This is a genomic window from Streptomyces sp. NPDC004610 (genome assembly GCF_040609715.1).
GTDB lineage: Bacteria > Actinomycetota > Actinomycetes > Streptomycetales > Streptomycetaceae > Streptomyces.
The window spans coordinates 1-16456 of record NZ_JBEXLA010000008.1 but is presented as its reverse complement, the minus strand read 5'-3'; the positions used below and the strand labels follow the sequence as shown (position 1 = coordinate 16456).

At 73.3% G+C, this 16456-nt stretch carries 14 protein-coding genes; 6 read left to right on the top strand and 8 right to left on the bottom strand.

The annotated features are described in order from the left end of the window. The first annotated feature begins 6 nt into the window (after positions 1–6). Complete coding sequence (locus tag ABZX40_RS10695; protein WP_355746846.1) at positions 7–2103, top strand: SpoIIE family protein phosphatase; 2097 nt, start codon at positions 7–9, stop codon at positions 2101–2103. A 120-nt stretch (positions 2104–2223) separates the two neighbouring features. Then, positions 2224–3087, top strand: a complete 864-nt coding sequence (locus ABZX40_RS10690; protein WP_355746843.1) for a DNA-formamidopyrimidine glycosylase family protein — start codon at positions 2224–2226, stop codon at positions 3085–3087. A gap of 12 nt (positions 3088–3099) precedes the next feature. Here the strand turns inward: ABZX40_RS10690 and ABZX40_RS10685 are convergent, their stop codons facing one another. The 3 genes from ABZX40_RS10685 to ABZX40_RS10675 all read right to left on the bottom strand — a co-directional run bounded on the left by ABZX40_RS10685 (position 3100) and on the right by ABZX40_RS10675 (position 5276). Beyond that, complete coding sequence (locus ABZX40_RS10685) at positions 3100–3750, bottom strand: zf-HC2 domain-containing protein (RefSeq protein WP_355746840.1); 651 nt, start codon at positions 3748–3750, stop codon at positions 3100–3102. Positions 3751–4044: 294 nt separating this feature from the next. Then, positions 4045–4560 (bottom strand): hypothetical protein, encoded by a 516-nt coding sequence (locus ABZX40_RS10680; RefSeq protein ID WP_355746837.1) that lies wholly within the window; start codon positions 4558–4560, stop codon positions 4045–4047. Between the two features lie 158 nt (positions 4561–4718). After that, entirely contained in the window at positions 4719–5276 is a 558-nt protein-coding gene (locus ABZX40_RS10675) for a sigma-70 family RNA polymerase sigma factor (RefSeq protein WP_355746834.1), read from the bottom strand. Between the two features lie 203 nt (positions 5277–5479). On the opposite strand from ABZX40_RS10675, the gene ABZX40_RS10670 reads away from it, so the two are divergent. Beyond that, positions 5480–6634: a CapA family protein gene (locus tag ABZX40_RS10670; protein WP_355746831.1), complete on the top strand. Its 1155-nt coding sequence runs from the start codon at positions 5480–5482 to the stop codon at positions 6632–6634. Between the two features lie 8 nt (positions 6635–6642). On the opposite strand, the gene ABZX40_RS10665 is transcribed toward ABZX40_RS10670, so the two are convergent. Continuing rightward, the gene (locus ABZX40_RS10665; RefSeq protein ID WP_355746828.1) at positions 6643–7122 is read right to left on the bottom strand and encodes a universal stress protein; all 480 of its coding nucleotides are present in this window, start codon (positions 7120–7122) and stop codon (positions 6643–6645) included. 103 nt (positions 7123–7225) lie between these two features. Between ABZX40_RS10665 and lysX the strand changes: the two genes are divergently transcribed. Both lysX and ABZX40_RS10655 read left to right on the top strand, forming a co-directional pair. Next, positions 7226–10480 carry a bifunctional lysylphosphatidylglycerol synthetase/lysine--tRNA ligase LysX gene (lysX, locus tag ABZX40_RS10660; protein ID WP_355746826.1) on the top strand — a complete coding sequence of 1085 codons (3255 nt, stop codon included), beginning with the start codon at positions 7226–7228 and terminating at the stop codon, positions 10478–10480. 177 nt (positions 10481–10657) lie between these two features. Further along, entirely contained in the window at positions 10658–11512 is an 855-nt protein-coding gene (locus ABZX40_RS10655) for a polysaccharide deacetylase family protein (RefSeq protein ID WP_355746823.1), read from the top strand. 49 nt (positions 11513–11561) lie between these two features. Here ABZX40_RS10655 and ABZX40_RS10650 read toward each other — a convergent pair whose 3' ends face one another. Continuing rightward, positions 11562–12236 (bottom strand): class F sortase, encoded by a 675-nt coding sequence (locus ABZX40_RS10650; protein ID WP_355746821.1) that lies wholly within the window; start codon positions 12234–12236, stop codon positions 11562–11564. A 616-nt stretch (positions 12237–12852) separates the two neighbouring features. On the opposite strand from ABZX40_RS10650, the gene ABZX40_RS10645 reads away from it, so the two are divergent. Then, positions 12853–13320 carry a hypothetical protein gene (locus ABZX40_RS10645; protein ID WP_355747026.1) on the top strand — a complete coding sequence of 156 codons (468 nt, stop codon included), beginning with the start codon at positions 12853–12855 and terminating at the stop codon, positions 13318–13320. Between the two features lie 164 nt (positions 13321–13484). On the opposite strand, the gene ABZX40_RS10640 is transcribed toward ABZX40_RS10645, so the two are convergent. From ABZX40_RS10640 to ABZX40_RS10630, 3 genes are all read right to left on the bottom strand, one after another. Next, positions 13485–14045 (bottom strand): hypothetical protein, encoded by a 561-nt coding sequence (locus ABZX40_RS10640; RefSeq protein WP_355746818.1) that lies wholly within the window; start codon positions 14043–14045, stop codon positions 13485–13487. Positions 14046–14265: 220 nt separating this feature from the next. Then, positions 14266–15030, bottom strand: coding sequence for a hypothetical protein (locus ABZX40_RS10635; protein WP_355746816.1), 765 nt, complete (start codon positions 15028–15030; stop codon positions 14266–14268). Between the two features lie 15 nt (positions 15031–15045). Then, complete coding sequence (locus ABZX40_RS10630) at positions 15046–15174, bottom strand: hypothetical protein (protein WP_355746813.1); 129 nt, start codon at positions 15172–15174, stop codon at positions 15046–15048. Positions 15175–16456 lie beyond the last annotated feature (1282 nt).

The following is a 16456-nucleotide window of genomic DNA, read 5'->3' as shown; positions in this document are numbered from 1 at the left end:
AGGCGCATGGTTGATCGGGGAGCGAGCGCCCTGTCACTCCCGGACGACTGGCCCGCCCACCCGGAACCGATCCTGGCGCTCAACCGCATGGGCAGTTTCGACTGGGATCTCGACGCCGGGCTCTTCCACATGGACGCGCGGGCGCACGAGATCTTCGACATCCGGCCCGGCGAGTTCGACGGCGACCCCGAGTCCCTCGGGGACCGCGTCCCGCAGAGCGAGGGCCTGCGCCTGGACGCCCTGGTGGCCCATGCCATCAAGGACGGCAGCGAGAACTACGGCGCCTACTTCCGCGTCCGCCGCCGCGACGGCACCCTGCGCTGGACCCACACCCAGGGCTACATCCGGCGGGACGGCAACGGCGGGCGCCCCAACCGGATCGTCGGCATCGTCCGGGACGCCACCGAGGAACTGCGCGAGCTGGCCGCCCGCGACGGCCGGGCCACCGCCGCGCAGGACGAGCTCCGCCCCCGTCAGGGCAATGTCGTCCAGGTGACCACGGCCGCCCTCGCCCACGCCCGGACCGTGCAGGACGTCATCGATGTCCTCAAGGACACCCATGGCGTCACCCATCTGGGCGCGACCAGCCTGGTGATGGGCCTGGTGGAAGCCGGACGCATCCGGCTGATCGCCGAGGGCCCCGAGGGCAGCTTCGTGCCCGGCACCCGGGTCACCCGGATAGACGAGCCGTACCCCATGAGCGAGGTGGTGCGCACCCTCAGCCCCCGCTTCATCGAGTCGCCGGACGAGTTCGCCCAGGGCTATCCGATCCTCTGGCCGCACATCACCGGCCTCGACATCACCGCCGCCGCCTATCTCCCGCTGATCGTCCAGGCCCGCCCGATCGGCGCCATGGGCCTGCTCTACAGCGACCGGCAGGGCTTCACCGACGAGGAGCGGGACATCCTGGTCGCCCTCGGCAGCAGCATCGCCCAGAGCCTCCAGCGGGCGATGTTCTACGAACAGGAGAAGGACATCGCCGAGGGCCTCCAGCAGGCCATGCTGCCGCGCACCATCCCCAGCGTGCCCGGCGCCGATGTCGCCGTCCGCTACCGGGCCGCCGCCATCGGCGGAGCCAAGGGCCGTGACATCGGCGGCGACTGGTACGACCTGATCCCGCTGCCGGGCGGCCGGGTCGGCGCGGCCATCGGCGATGTCCAGGGCCATGACACCCATGCCGCCGCCGTCATGGGCCAGCTGCGGATCGTGCTGCGCGCCTACGCCGCCGAGGGCCACAACCCGGCCACCGTGATGGCCCGCGCCTCCGTCTTCCTCCACGAACTGGACACCGACCGCTTCGCGACCTGTCTCTACGCCGAGGCAGATCTCGCCACCGGGGTGGTGCAGGTGGTCCGCGCCGGGCACATCGACCCCCTGGTCCGTACCACCGACGGCAGTTGCCGCCGCGTCCCCGTCGAGGGCGGGCTGCCGCTCGGGCTGTCGGCGGAGTTCGGGCGGCTGGAGTACCCGGTGGGCACCATAGAGCTGGACCCCGGGCACACCCTGCTGCTGTGCACCGACGGCCTGGTCGAACAGCCCGGCACCGACCTCGACGACGGGATGCAGACCCTCACCGCCCTCATCGCCGGTGGCCCGCAGGATGTGCGCGCACTCGCCGACCTGCTGATCGACGAGGCCGACGAGCGCGGCGGCGACGACGATGTGGCGCTGCTGGTGCTGCGCCGCCGGGGTCTGGACGCCCCGCAGTCCGGCGGACGGCTCCAGCAGCATGTGGCCCCGGGCGACCCGGAGGCGCTGGCCGAGGCCCGCCATCTGATCCGGGCGGCGGTGCGGGCGTGGGGCGCGGTGGACCGGGCCGACGATGTCGAACTGGTCGCCGACGAGCTGATCACCAACGCCCTGATGCACACCGAGGGCGCCGCGATCGTCACCCTGCGGGTGCTGGGCGGCGCCGAACGCCGACTGCGCGTCGAGGTCGAGGACACCTCCAGCGCACTGCCCCGGCGCCGCGAGGCCGGGACGTCCGGGGTCTCCGGGCGCGGTCTGATGCTGGTCGACCTGATGGCGGACGTGTGGGGGGTGGAGGCGCGGGGCGGCGGGAAGTGCGTGTGGTGCGAGTTCGGGGTCCCGCTGAGGCAGTGAGGCAGTGAGTCATTGAGGTACTGAGCCACTGACCGGGGCGGCGCGGGCCCGGCACCGGTGGCACCTCGCGCAGCCCCACCCACCCGGTGCCGGTGGGACACCAGTGGCACTCTGGAACGTATGCCCGAGCTTCCCGAGGTAGAGGCCCTCAAGGACTTTCTGACCGACCACCTGGTCGGCCATGAGATCGTCCGGGTCCTGCCGGTCGCCATCAGCGTGCTGAAGACCTACGACCCGCCGCTCTCCGCGCTGGAGGGCCGGGAGGTCGTGGCGGTGCGGCGGCACGGCAAGTTCCTCGACCTGGAGACCGGCGGCGGGCCCCGCCTCGTCACCCATCTGGCCCGCGCGGGCTGGCTGCACTGGCGGGACCGGCTGCCCGACGGCCCGCCCAAGCCCGGCAAGGGTCCCCTCGCCCTGCGGGTCGCCCTGGAGACCGGCGAGGGCTTCGACCTCACCGAGGCCGGAACCCAGAAGCGGCTCGCGGTGTACGTCGTCCAGGATCCGCGGGAGGTCCCCGGCATCGCCCGGCTCGGCCCCGACCCGCTGGCCGACGACTTCGACGAGGCCGCCCTCGCCGCGCTGCTGGCCGGCGAGCGACGGCAGCTCAAGGGCGCCCTGCGCGACCAGAGCCTGATCGCCGGGGTCGGCAACGCGTACAGCGACGAGATCCTTCACGCGGCGAAGATGTCCCCGTTCAAGCTGGCCGCGTCCCTCACCCCGGAGGAGACCACCCGGCTCCACTCCGCCCTGCGCGAGACCCTCACCGAGGCGGTCGAGCGCTCCCGGGGACTGGCGGCCGGGCGGCTCAAGGCCGAGAAGAAGAGCGGGCTGCGCGTCCACGGCCGGACCGGGCAGCCCTGTCCGGTGTGCGGGGACACCATCCGCGAGGTCTCCTTCAGCGACTCCTCGCTCCAGTACTGCCCCACCTGCCAGACCGGCGGCAAGCCGCTCGCCGACCGCAGGATGTCCCGGCTGCTGAAGTAGCGGGCGCCCGGCTCAGCGGCCGGGCAGGGTCACCAGGGTCTCGCCGTCCGCCGAGCGCACCTCGTAGCGCAGGATCTCGTCGGGGTGCAGGGCCGCGCCGCCGCGCATGGTGTTCGGGCGGGCGTCGCGGCGGGGGGTGGTCCAGTTGGTGACGGTCTCCTCGGTGCCGTCCCGGCTGACGGCGACCAGCCGGCAGGGGCGGGGGCCCGCCGCGTCCTTGACCTTCAGCTCCACCTCGCTGCCCCACATCTCGTTCCCGGCGGTGACCTGCGCCCAGACCCCGGAGCGCGGGTCCGTCGCCTCGACCCGCACTTTCTGCTCACCGCCGCCCGCCAGTACCGCCAGCGCGGGACCGGCCACCGCGAACACCACCGACGCGGCCACCGCGTACAGCATCCGGCGGCGTCCGGCCCGGCGCCGTACGGCGACCTCGGCGAGCAGCCGGTCCAGCAGCCGGGGGCCGGGTCCGGCCAGGGGGTGGACGGTGCGCGGGGTGGCCCGTCGGTAGAGCATCAGCTGCCGGGAGACCGGCCCGAACTCCGTCACCCGGGCGGTGCACAGGGGGCATTCCATGAGGTGGTCCTCGAAGCGGAAGGCATCCGCCTCGTTCAGCACGCCGAGCGCGTAGGCGGCGACGTCACGATGCCGTTCCAGGGACCTCATGCGAATCCTCGTGCCGTTGGGGTGCGGGTGGGGTCACTCCTGCGGGATCACTCCGTGCGGGGTCACTCCGTGCTCGCCCACCGGTACGCACCGCACCGCCGAATCACTCAAGCCACCGGAGAATCGCCGACCCCAACCCCGGGATTCGGAGCGGCGGGGCGGGCGGATGGGTGGCACCTCCCAGGACCAGCCGGACCCGGAACCGCCGGATCACAACAGAAGGCTCAGCACCGATGGCTCAGCACAGATGTCTCAGAGCAGATGGCTCAGCAGCGATGGCTCAGCACAAATAGCTCAGAACAGATGGATCGCCAGATGCCCCAGCGGCAGCCCCAGCCGCCACGCCGGTGTCCACACCTTGGGCCCCTCGTCCTCGCCCACCGGCGCCGCCCCGCCGGGCACGGCGTTGAGGTCGGGGGCGAGGAGTTCGGTCTCCTGGAGCCAGCGCCAGGCGGCCTCGGCCAGGTCCAGATCGGGTGAGTGCCGCCCCGAGTCGGCCGTCTCGGCGGTCACCTGGTCCATCCGCTCCCGCACCCAGTCCTGCCACGGCTGGTCGTAGGCGGTCAGCGACAGCCAGGTCTCCAACTGGGTGACCACCCGGATGCCGGAGAGTTCGCCGTCGGTGTCCGACAGGAAGACGGTGAGCGCGAGCGCGTCCCGCCCGGCCCGGAACTCGAACGAGGTCGGCGGCATGAGATCGCCGGTCCGCAGCAGCTCGTCGGCGATGTACTCGGCGTACAACCAGGCCATGGGGACGGTGAGTTCTCCGCCGTCGGTACCGTCCGTGCTCTGATGCCCTCTGTGCCGCATCCCTTCCCGCCTTCCTCCGTGCGTGCGCGTCGCCCACGAATCGCCGGGCCCGGGTCGGGCGGTCGGCCCCCCGATCCGGAACACGGACAAGGACAGACGATTACTCAACCGGGGTACTCAGCAAGGCACTTTACGAAGGCTTGACCCAGCGGCCGGTTTCAGCGCAGGTCAGTCGCATATCCCGGAAGCACCCTGCGCAGAGCCCGCAGCGCGTAGTAGGCGCGCGACTTCACGGTACCGGGCGGGATGCCCAGCGCCTGGGCGGCCTCCGCCACACTCGCCCCTTGGAAATACACCAGCACCAGGACTTCCCGGTGCTCCGGCGTGAGTGTCTTCACAGCCTCGCGCACATCGACCGCCGCGGCCGACCGCTCGGCGTGGTCGGCGCTCACCCGGGCGTTCTCCAGGATCGCGTCACCGACCTCGGGCGGCCGGGCCTGCCGGGCCCGCCGGGCGTCGATGGCGAGCCGCCGACCCACCGTCAGCAGCCAGGGCCGTACGGAGTCGAAGGCGTCGGTGCGCAGTGCCTCGGGGTGCTGCCAGGCGCGGACCAGGGTCTCCTGGACGAGGTCCTCGGCCCGCTGCCGGTCGCCGTCGCAGAGCCTGAGCAGCAGTGCGAAGAGGGACCGGCCGTGCTCGCGCTGCACCTCGGCGAGTTCGTGCTCGGCGGTCGTCGTCCCGTGTGTCCCGGTCATCAGGGTGGTTGCGGCCGTCATGCGCGTATGGCATCGCAGCGGTCCGGATCCGCCCAGAGGAGGCGCACGGTCCTGCGGCGGACGGTCGAACGCGTCGGCGAACGGTACGACGAACGGTTAACGGACCGGCCGGGACCGTTTGGGAAGGCGGCTGCTTTCGTACCTATTCATATGAAAATAGGACTCCGCTGAGGCGGCCTGAGGCACCCGAGAGGTGACCAGAGATGATCGCACGCAGCCGACAGGTGGCCCTCGCCCTGACGGTCGTCCTCGCCGCCGGAGCCGCCTGCCAGGCCCAGCAGCGGGATCCCGGCGACCGGTCGGGACAGCCGGCGCCCTCCGCCGCCCCCCGCGGCTTCACCCTCGTCGCCTCCGGTGACGTCCTCCCCCACGAGTCGGTCATCGCACGGGCCCGCTACGACGCGGCCGACGGCGGCCACGACTTCGCCCCGATGCTCGCCGGGGTCCGACCGGTCGTCGAGCGCGCCGATCTGGCCCTGTGCCATATGGAGACCGTCTACGGCGAGGACGGCGTCTACACCGGCTACCCCAGCTTCAAATCCCCGCCCGAGGTCGCCGCCGGCCTCGCCCGCACCGGCTACGACGGCTGCTCCACCGCCTCCAACCACAGCCTGGACGACGGCGCCGCCGGTATCGCCCGCACCCTGGACGCCATGGACCGGGCCGGGCTGCGCCACTCCGGCACCGCCCGCACCGCGGCCGAGTCCGCCACCGCCACCCTCTACGCGGCGGGCACGGCCAAGGTCGCCCACCTCGCCTACACCTACGGCACCAACGGCATCCCGCTGCCCCCGGACCAGCCCTGGGCGGTCTCCCTCACCGACGAGCGGCGGATCGTCGCCGACGCCCGCGCCGCCCGCCGCGCCGGTGCCGATGTGGTGGTGGTCTCCATGCACTGGGGCACCGAGTGGCAGGACGACCCGGACGAGGAGCAACTCCGGCTCGCCGACCGGCTCACCGCCTCCCGCACCGGCAGCCGCCCCGACATCGACCTCATCCTCGGCACCCACGCCCATGTCCCCCAGGCGTACCAGAAGGTCAACGGCACCTGGGTGATCTATGGGATGGGCGACCAGATCGCGGGCCAGATGTTCGACCCGGACGGCGCCTTCGACCCCCGCGGCAACCAGTCCACCCTGGGCCGCTTCACCTTCGCCCCGCCCACCCGCGAAGGAACCCGCTGGCAGGTGACCAAGGCCGAGTACATCCCCCAGCTGTACGACATCGACGCGGGCCGCGTCCTCAACCTCAACCGCGCCCTGGAGCAGGGCGCCGAATTCGTCTCCGTCCGGGACGGCATCCGGGAGGTGGTCCTCAGCAGGGGGGCGGAGCAGGACGGGCTGGTGATGGGGGAGTAGCCCCCGCGTCAGGGAACCACCGTCACCGGCCACCGCCCCGCCTTCACCAGACGGACCGCCACCGACCCCACGATCCGGTGCCCCGCCCGCTCCGACGCCCCCACCACCACCGCGTCCGCCGTCAGCTCGTCCGCCGCCCTCACCAGCCCGCTGTACGCGTCCCCGCGGAACGTGTGGAACTCCCAGCGCACATCGAATATCCCGCGCGTCCGCTCGGTCGCGTCCCGGATCTGGGCGACCAGTTCCTCCGCGATCTCCCCGGTGGTGTCGGCGACCGGCGCCCCCAGCGCCGCGCCCGCCGCGATCATCGGCTGGACGTACACCACGGCCAGCAGCGCACCTTGCCGGCGCGCGAGCCCGGCGGCGTACGCGGCGGCCCGCAGCGAGGAGTCGGAGCCGTCCACGCCGACGACGATGACCTTCGGGCCGTCGGTGCCCCGCTCGAACCGATCGGACCCCTCGAACCGTCTGGATTCCCGTTCCGTCACGCCCCGAGGCTATCGGAACGCCCCGCTCCGGCCGCCTCCCGTACGGCATCGGCCACCGGTCCGCCGACGGGCGACGCGGGCCCGCCCTTCCTACAGTCGAGGCATGAGCGCCACCCAGGACGATCCGGCCCGGCCCCGGACCGCACCGGACCGGGACCGCGACGCAGGCCGGGGCCGCGGCCTCGGCAGGGTCCCGGAGGGCTTCGCCGCGTTCTTCGGCGCACTCGGTCTGCTCTGCGCCCTGCTCGCGCTGATCCCGCCGCTGCGCGTCGCGCTGCGCCCGCTCGTCCATGTCCTGGACGCCGTCATCGTCCCCGTCAGCGCCAACCTCGCGTACGCCGTCTTCCTCTTTCTGCTGGCCGCCGCCACCGCCGCCCGCAAACGGGTCGCCTGGTGGCTGGTCGTCGTCTACCTCGGTCTGCTGGTCCTGGTCGACGCCCTCGGCGTGGCGCTCGGCCTGTACGCCGACTCCCTGGCCTCGCTGATCGTCTGCGCTCTCGCCCTGATCCTGCTGATCGTGGCCCGCGACGCCTTCTACGCCGACTCCCGGCGCGGCGCGGTGTGGCGGGCGCTCGCCGTGCTGGCCGGGGGGCTCGTGGCGGCGATCCTGGTCGGCTGGGGGCTGGTGGAGCTGTTCCCGGGGAACCTGCCGGAGAGCGGGCGGCTGGCCTGGGCCGCCGACCGGGTCTGCGGCGGCCTCGTCACCGGCAACGACTTCGACGGCCGTCCGCCCCGTCAGCTCGCCTTCCTGCTCGGCCTCTTCGGCGCGCTCGCCCTGCTGAACGCCGCCGCCGCCCTGTTCCGCTCCCAGCGCCTGGAAGCCGCCCTGCACGGCGACGAGGAGGACCGTATCCGCGCCCTGCTCGCGGCCCACGGCGGCCAGGACTCCCTCGGCTACTTCGCCACCCGCCGCGACAAGGCCGTCGTCTTCTCGCCCAGCGGCAAGGCGGCCGTCACCTACCGGGTCGAGACCGGCGTCTGCCTGGCAGGCGGGGACCCGGTCGGCGACCGCGAGGCATGGCCGCACGCCATCGCCGCCTGGCTGGACCTCGCCCGCCGCCACGCCTGGGCGCCCGCCGTGATGGGCGCCTCCGAGGACGGGGCCAGGGCGTTCGCCCGCGCCGGGCTCGGCGCCCTCCAACTCGGTGACGAGGCGGTCCTCCAGGTGGCCGCGTTCGATCTGGACGGCCGGGACATGCGGGTCACCCGGCAGGCCGTGCACCGGGTCCGCCGTACCGGCGCCACCAGCCGCATCCGCCGGCACGCCGCCCTCACCGGCGAGGAGATGCGCGGGGTCGTCGCCAGGGCGGACACCTGGCGGGACACCGAGACCGAACGGGGCTTCTCGATGGCCCTGGACCGGCTCGGCGACCCGGCCGACGGCGACTGCCTCCTGGTGGAGGCGCTCGGCGCGGACGGCGAGCCGCTGGCGCTGCTGTCCTTCGTGCCCTGGGGCCCGGACGGGGTCTCCCTGGACCTGATGCGCCGGGACCGCTCCGCGCCCAACGGGGTCATGGAGTTCATGGTGGCCGAGCTGTGCGCCGCCGCCCCCGGGCTGGGGGTGCGGCGGATCTCGCTCAACTTCGCCGTGTTCCGGTCGGTGTTCGAGGAGGGCGCCCGGATCGGCGCCGGACCGGTCCTCAGACTCTGGCGCCGACTGCTGCTGTTCTTCTCGCGCTGGTGGCAGCTGGAGGCCCTGTACCGCTCCAACGCCAAGTACCACCCCACGTGGTACCCGCGCTTCCTCTGCTGGGGCGAGGCCGTCTCGCTCGCCCGGATCGGCCTGGCCTCCGGCATCGCCGAGGGCTTCGTCCCCGTACCGTCCCTGCGCCGACTCCGGGGCAGGGGCCGGTCCCGCGACCCCGGGCGACCCGCCGTCACGGCCACCCCACCGCCGCCCCCCGCCCCCGCCGACCCCCTCGCCGGGCTCCCCGAGCAGACGCGGCTGCGCCGCCGCACCCTGGAGCGGCTGCGCGCCGAAGGCACCGACCCCTACCCCGTCGGCGTCCCGCCCCGCACCCACGCCCTCACCGCGCTCCCCGCCCACGGCGAGGCCACCGTCGCCGGCCGGATCCTGTGCGTCCGCGACTTCGGCGGCATCCTCTTCGTCACCCTGCGCGACGGCTCCGGCGACGGCCAGCTCGCCCTCACCCGGGACGGCTCCGGCCCCGCCCTCACCGCCTTCCGCACGGACACCGACCCCGGCGACCAGATCACCGCCACCGGCCACGCCGGACACAGCGACCACGGCGAACCCACCCTCTTCGTCACCTCCTGGCAGCTCACCGCCAAGTGCCTGCGCCCCCTGCCCGACAAACGCCGGGGCCTGACCGACCCGGAGACCAGGGTCCGGATGCGCGCGCTCGACCTGGCGGTGAGCCCCGGCGCCCGCGCGGTGGTCCGGGCCCGCTCCACCGCCGTCCAGGCGCTGCGCCAGGGCCTGCTGGACCGGGGCTTCCTGGAGGTTGAGACCCCGATCCTCCAGCGGACCCACGGCGGCGCGAACGCCCGCCCCTTCACCACCCACATCAACGCCTACGACCTCGACCTCCCCTTGCGCATCGCCCCCGAGCTGTATCTGAAACGGCTCTGCGTCGGCGGCCTGGAGAAGGTCTTCGAACTGGGCCGCGTCTTCCGCAACGAGGGCGTCTCCCCCCGGCACAACCCCGAGTTCACCCTGCTGGAGGCGTACCAGGCGTACGCCGACTACGACGTGATGCTCGACCTCACCCGGCACCTCGTGCAGAGCGCCGCCACCGCCGCCTTCGGCCGCCCCGTCGTCCACCGGGACGGCGAGGAGCACGACATCTCCGGCCCCTGGCCGGTCAGAACGGTCCACGGCGCCCTCTCGGACGCCCTGGGGGAGGAGATCACCCCGGACACCGCCCTGCCCGCCCTGCGCCGCCTCTGCGACCGCGCGCACATCCCGTACACCCCCGACGCCGGCCGTGGGGACATCGTCCTGGAGATGTACGAGCGGCTGGTCGAGGCCCCCACCCGGCTGCCCACCTTCTACAAGGACTTCCCGACCGACGTCTCCCCGCTCACCCGGCAGCACCGCACCGACCCGAGGCTGGCCGAACGCTGGGACCTGGTCGCCTTCGGCACCGAACTCGCCACCGCCTACTCCGAACTCACCGACCCGCTCGAACAGCGCCGCCGCCTCACCGCCCAGTCCCTCCGGGCGGCGGGCGGCGACCCGGAGGCGATGGAACTCGACGAGGACTTCCTGACCGCCCTCGAATACGCCATGCCCCCGACGGGCGGCCTGGGTATCGGAGTGGACCGCCTGATCATGCTCCTGACGGGCCTACCGATCCGGGAAACCCTCCTGTTCCCCTTCGTCCGCAGTCGTTGAGACCCGAGGGGGCTCTCCAGCCATCGCTCGGGACAAGGCTTTCAGGGGTGCTGGGACCGGCGCGATCGACCACGACGGCGCCGCACCCACCCCCCTGCTCCGCCGCCCGAGTGCAAATCCACCCCCACCCCGGTGTCGCTGCGCGGCCCCACCCCCCTCCTGGGCGACCCATGACCTATGACGAAGGAGACGAAGGACCATTTCCTCACCCGGCGCCGCGCCCTGCTCGGCGGCCTCGCCGCGCTCGGCGCAGCCGGCACCGCGGGCTTGTTCTCCCTGCGCCCCGGCCCGAAACCCGCCTCCTCCGCGCCGGAGGCGACCGGCGCCGCCGGTGCCCCCGCCCGAGCCCCGCAGAAGCCGTCCGCCTACCGCCTCCAGCCGATCACCGGCCCCGCCGCCCCGCGCACCGCCCCCGCCCGCCTCCCGGTCCGTACCGAACCGCTGCTGAGCATGGACGACATCGGCCGCACCATGGTGCTGACCTTCGACGACGGCCCCGACCCCCGCTACACCCCCGACATCCTCGACACCCTCGCCGCCTACGACGTGCCCGCGATGTTCTTCGTGTGCGGGGAGATGGCCCTCGAACACCGGGACCTGCTGGAGCGGATGGCGGACGCCGGTCATGTCATCGGCAATCACACCTGGTCGCATCCGCTGCTGACCCGGCTCGGCCGGGCCGCCATCCGCAGCGAGATGGAGAGCACCTGCGAGGTGGTGGAGAAGGCGGTCGGGGAGTGGCCGCGCTGGTTCCGCGCCCCCTACGGAGCCTGGAACCGGGCCGCGTTCCAGCTCGGCGCGGAGTTCGGGATGGAGCCGCTGGCCTGGACGGTCGACACCCTCGACTGGACCAGCCCCGGCACCCGCACCATCGTCGACCGGGTCCACGAGGGCGCCGGACCGGGTGTCGTGGTGCTCTCCCACGACGCAGGCGGTGACCGCTCGCAGAGTGTGAGCGCCCTGCGCGACTATCTGCCCCAGCTCCTCGACGCGGGCTACTACCTCACCGTGCCCCGCCGCCGCCCCGCCTGACCCCCGCCGCCGACCTCCGCCGCCGACCTCCGCGCCCGGCCGGGGTCCCTCAGCGGACCTCGACCAGGCGGGCGAAGACGACGACATTCCCGTCGTAGCCGTTCTGCTGGGAAAAGCCGCCGCCGCAGGTGATGACCCGGAGTTCGGCGGTTCCCTTGGAGGCGTAGACCCGGTCGCCGGGGAAATTGTTCTTCTCGAAGACCTCGATGCCGTAGATCTCGAACACCGCGCTCTTTCCGTCCTTGCGGGTCACCTCGACATGATTTCCCTGTTTCAGTGCCCCGAGGCCGTAGAAAACGGCCGGGCCGCGGCTGTTGTCGACATGGCCGACGACCACCGCGGTGCCCTTCTCGCCGGGCGAGACCGCGCCGGTGAACCAGCCGGCGAGGTTGGGGTCCTCCGGCGGCGGCGCGTCGACCCAGCCGGCCGCGTCCAGCCCCACCGGCATCATCGGCGCGTCCACCTGGATCCCCGGGATCCGCACCCGGTCCGGAATCGCGTACGGCAGTGGCGACACCCCCGTCCCGAAGGTGGTGCCGGGCGTCGGGGCCTGGCTGTTGGCGGCGGCGGACGCGGGCTGCGGCGGGCCCACGTCGAATTCTCCCGAGCCATTGCGGATGAGCGCGAGACCGGTCAGCAGCACGAGCGCTATCACGCCCCAGGGTGCGCGCTTCTTGCGCCGCTCCTCCTCTTCCGCCAGCTCGGTCAGCTCGGAAGCAGACATTCGCCATCCCCTCTCGACGCGGCCGTCGCCACGTCAGTCGCGCATGATGAAACGCTAAAGGGCGGTGCGCGAACCGGCACGGGGACAGATGCGAACGGGTGGCTCCCTCTCTTTCCCGGTGCGCCATTCGATTCCCGCCCGGTGCGCCATACGAGTCGGGGCGGACAGGAATTTTCTGACGGTCCGTGACCTGCGGCAATATCCGATTGCGCGGATTTCCCCCGGCGTGTTGCCACACCCTCTCTCACCGGTACGGACCATCGCCGAAATGCGCGTGCGGGCACGGCAACTGAGGGTCTTTCTGGGAGGTGCTTTCTCGCTCAAAGACCGGGGACGGATTCCCGGGGCGCCTTCCGCGGAGGAGCATATGCGTACTGCCAGAACCCTGGCGGCCTCGGTCGCCGCGGTCGCCGTCGTGGGGCTCGCCGCCCCCGCGGCCGTCGCCTGGGAGAACCCGGGCCAAGGGGACACAGCCGAACTGGAGGACCGCAGCGGGATCGGCGGAGGGGGCGGGGGCGGGGGCGGAATCGGAGGCGAAGGCGGTGGCGACGGTCTCGGCGACCGGGGCGATGTCCTGGCGGAGGACCGCGGGGGCGTCCTCTCCGACCGGGGCGAGGTGCTGTCCGACCGGGGCGAGTCGCTCGGCGACCGGGGCGGTCTCGGGGACCGGGGCGGCCAGGGCGGACCCCGCAACATCGTCGCCAGGCCCGGGGTCATCGCCAGAGGCGGTCAGCTGACCATCACGGTCGACGGCTGCCGCAACGGCGGCGCCGCGTCCTCGAACGCCTTCCGCACCACCACCCTCACCCCGGTCCGGGGCGCCAACGACACCTCCCGGGCCCATGCCACCGTCCACCACGACGCCCGGCCCGGCACCTACGAGATCCGGGTCAACTGCGACGGCCGCACCCTGACCCGGCCGCGTGCCTTCACCGTCATCGGCGGGGTCCGCGGCGGCCTCGGCGGCGCCACCACCAACGGGGCCACCCCGACCGACATGGCGATCGGCGGCGGCCTGGTCGGGGCCGCGCTGCTGGGCGGTGGGGTGTTCTGGATGCGCCGCCGCGCCGAGAAGCGCTACTGACCGGACGCGGCGACCGCCGCCCCCCGAAGAGACCCGCACGCACGAACAAGCACGGACAAGCACAGACAAACACGGACAAGCGCGGACACAGGGCTTCGCCCCGGACCCCTCGACGGGAATCCGGGGCGAAGCCCTGTGCGCACGCGACCCGACGCGGGCCCGGGTCAGCCGCCCTGCTCGGCCGAGCGGCGCCGGGACAGGTGGTACGCCACCCCGACCGACCCGGCGATCAGCGCGAACCCGAGGCCGATCTCCTTGAGGTCGAACCCGCCGAAGCTGCCGCCCTCACCGGCGTGCACCCCGCGCTGCGGATAGTCGCCGTAGGAGTCGTCGTACCCGCTGTCGTAACCGCCCTCGTCGTAGCCCTCGTCGTAGGAGGAGCCGCGGCCCTCGGCGATGGTGAGCTGGGCCCGTTCCCGGAAGTTCCCGCAGTGGAACGAGACCTCGTACACCGCGCCCTTTCTGGCCTCGCGGTCGATGGTGGCCACCGCCGTGCCCCGGTCGCGTTCGATGTGGACGTCGTCGAAGACGCCCGACGAGACCCGGACCGAGCGTTCGCAGCCCTCGGCGCGCAGGGTCACCCGGCCGCCGGCGGCGATGGTCTGCGGGGCCACCGACACCCGCAGACGGGTCTCCTCCTCGCCGCGCGCCTGCGCGACGGGAGCGGTGAGGCTGAGGGCGCTGACCGCCAGCAGTGCGGCCGAGCCGACGCGTATCGCGCGCATGGTGAATCCTCCGGGTCCCCGAGGAGCAGCCGCGGACCTGTTCCGCAGGCGCCAGAAATGCACCTCGATGACCGAAACGCTAGGGAGATCCGCACAGGCGCGCGATCACAGTCGCGCGAATGGGGCATGACTGTGGGCCGCTGGAGGGACACCGCTGGTACGGCCGGGGGACCGGCCCGGCGTGGCGATCCGCGCCGGGCGGCCCGCGGTGACCGTCCGGTCAGCCCTCGATGCCGGGGAACAGATTGAGGAACGGCTCGACCGACGCCGTGACCCCCCGGCTGTAGGGGGCGTCGAAGTCCCAGATGAGGAAGAGCAGGAAGGCGATCAGGGCGGAGAACAGCCCGGCGACGACCAGTTCCCGAGGGGTCCGCCGGATCTGGAGCGCCAGCACCATGCCGATGGTGATCACCGCCCCGCCCAGCAGCCCGAACCACACCACCCCGGGCATGGTCGCCCCCAGCGAGTCGGCCCGGGAGTTGCGCGCCTGGTCGGCGGCGGTCACCTGGTCGAGCAGCGGCTGATACGCCTGCGCCTCGAAGTCGTTCTGCGGCCGGTAGTCGGTGACATCGGTGCGGATACGATCCATCAGCTCGGTGCCGCGCTCGGTGATCCTTGCCTCGTCGGCCATCGTCTTCCATTCGGTGCTGACGACGTGTCCGACATAGGTGTTGACATCGTCCCGGATCCGGTTCCGTACCTCCTCCGGATAGACCCGCACCCGCTCGGAGATCTCGTGCAGCGCCTGCGCCTCGGCCTGGACATGGTCCTGGGCGATGCTGCGCGCCTCCCAGACCCCCGCGATGGCCAGGCCCAGGACGATGGCGTAGACGACACCGATCCACATCGTCATGTACTCGATGACGTCGGGTGTCTCGGAGGGGTCCTCGTCATCGGAGGCGGCGCGATTGCGGATGAGCGTGATGATGACCACCACGGAACAGGCGGCCAGCATCGCGAGAGTGAGAACAAGCCATTCCGGCAAGACAAGCCTCCAGAATCAGCGCGGTCGCAGCGCGGCAACGGCGATCACTGCGGGCGTGGTGATGAGCAGGACGAAGGTGACGGGCGATGTACCGCCATGGGTGATCCGCTGATGGTTCGCGGGCCGGTACGGCGGATAGTTCACCTGCGTCGGCGAGGGGGTGGGTGTTGGAGTGGGGGTCGGGGTCGGGGTGGGGGTGGGTGTCGGGGTCGGGGTGGGTGTGCGGATGGGGGTCGGGGTGGGGGTCGGAGTAGGGGCGGGCGCCGGTGGAGGCGGCGCGGGAGCGGGTGCCGGGGGCGGGGGTGGGGGCGGCTCCGGGGTGGGGGCGGGCGTGGGAGTGGGCTTCGGGGGAGTGGGGGTGGGGGTGGGAGTCGGGGTGGGGGTGGGAGTGGGGGTAGGAGTCGGGGTCGGGGTGGGTGTAGGTGTCGGCGTCGGCGTCGGCGTCGGTTCCGGGGGACAGGGCGGGGGCGGTGGCGGGGGACACGTCGGCGGCGTCGGCCAGGTCATCCCGCCTCCGCCACCACCTCCGGCGACGGCGACGACGGCCACGGTGTCCGTGCCACCGCCCCGGGAGACGGCCACCGCGCTGGTGCCGCCACTCCCGGCGACCGCCACGGCCTCCGTGCCGCCGGGGCCGGTCGAAACCCAGGCGCAGGTGTCCGCGGTGGCCGTCCCGGCGGGCGCGCCGGCCAGCGCCCACGCCAGCGCCAACACGGCCAGCGCCCTGGGGGCGACGGCGGATCGGGTCCGTTCGGGTGCATGCACGACGCAGATCATGAGGGCCCGTGCCGGACGGCACGCCCGGGTACCCGGGGATTGCCCCGAAAGGGGGATTTCGGAGCGACGAGGTTTGGACCCCGGCCGCGCGGCGTTCCGACACACCCCGCCCCACGCGTCCCGCGACACCACAGACGCCCCGCCCACCGCCGCGTCCGGCGTCCCGCCCGCGCCCGATACGGCACCTTCCCGCGTTCTGTCCGCCGCCGCCCCCGGCGCGGGGCTCCCCCCTCCGCCGCCCCGGCGTCAAGTCCCCAGCCCGCGCCCGCCGTCCCGCCCGCGCCTGATCCGGCACCCCTCCCGCGCCCCGCCCACCGCCGCTCCGGCATCCTGCCCGCAACCGGCCGCACCCCGTCCACCGGCGCTCCCGGCGCCCCGCTTGAGTCCGATGCCGTGCCCGCCCGCGCCCGCCGTCCCGCCCGCGCCTGGTCCGGCACCTTCCCGCGTCCCGCCCGCTGCTGCCCCAGCGCGGGGCTCCCCCCGCCGCCCCGCCGCGAAGCCCTCCGCCGTCCAGGCGTCAAGTCCCCAGCCCGCGCCCGCCGTCCCGCCCGCGCCTGGTCCGGCGCCTTCCCGCGTCCCGTCCGCTGCTGCCCCAGCGCGGGGCTCCCCCCGCCGCCCCGCCGCGAAGCCCTCCGCCGTCCAGGCGTCA

Excerpts from the sequence above, each read along its gene's own strand:
- ABZX40_RS10690 (WP_355746843.1), top strand. The coding sequence starts at position 2,224 with ATGCCCGAGCTTCCCGAGGTAGAGGCCCTCAAGGACTTTCTGACCGAC.
- lysX (WP_355746826.1), top strand. The coding sequence starts at position 7,226 with ATGAGCGCCACCCAGGACGATCCGGCCCGGCCCCGGACCGCACCGGAC.
- ABZX40_RS10680 (WP_355746837.1), bottom strand. The coding sequence starts at position 4,560 with ATGCGGCACAGAGGGCATCAGAGCACGGACGGTACCGACGGCGGAGAA.
- ABZX40_RS10640 (WP_355746818.1), bottom strand. The coding sequence starts at position 14,045 with ATGCGCGCGATACGCGTCGGCTCGGCCGCACTGCTGGCGGTCAGCGCC.
- ABZX40_RS10670 (WP_355746831.1), top strand. The coding sequence starts at position 5,480 with ATGATCGCACGCAGCCGACAGGTGGCCCTCGCCCTGACGGTCGTCCTC.
- ABZX40_RS10695 (WP_355746846.1), top strand. The coding sequence starts at position 7 with ATGGTTGATCGGGGAGCGAGCGCCCTGTCACTCCCGGACGACTGGCCC.
- ABZX40_RS10650 (WP_355746821.1), bottom strand. The coding sequence starts at position 12,236 with ATGTCTGCTTCCGAGCTGACCGAGCTGGCGGAAGAGGAGGAGCGGCGC.
- ABZX40_RS10685 (WP_355746840.1), bottom strand. The coding sequence starts at position 3,750 with ATGAGGTCCCTGGAACGGCATCGTGACGTCGCCGCCTACGCGCTCGGC.
- ABZX40_RS10655 (WP_355746823.1), top strand. The coding sequence starts at position 10,658 with ATGACGAAGGAGACGAAGGACCATTTCCTCACCCGGCGCCGCGCCCTG.
- ABZX40_RS10675 (WP_355746834.1), bottom strand. The coding sequence starts at position 5,276 with ATGACGGCCGCAACCACCCTGATGACCGGGACACACGGGACGACGACC.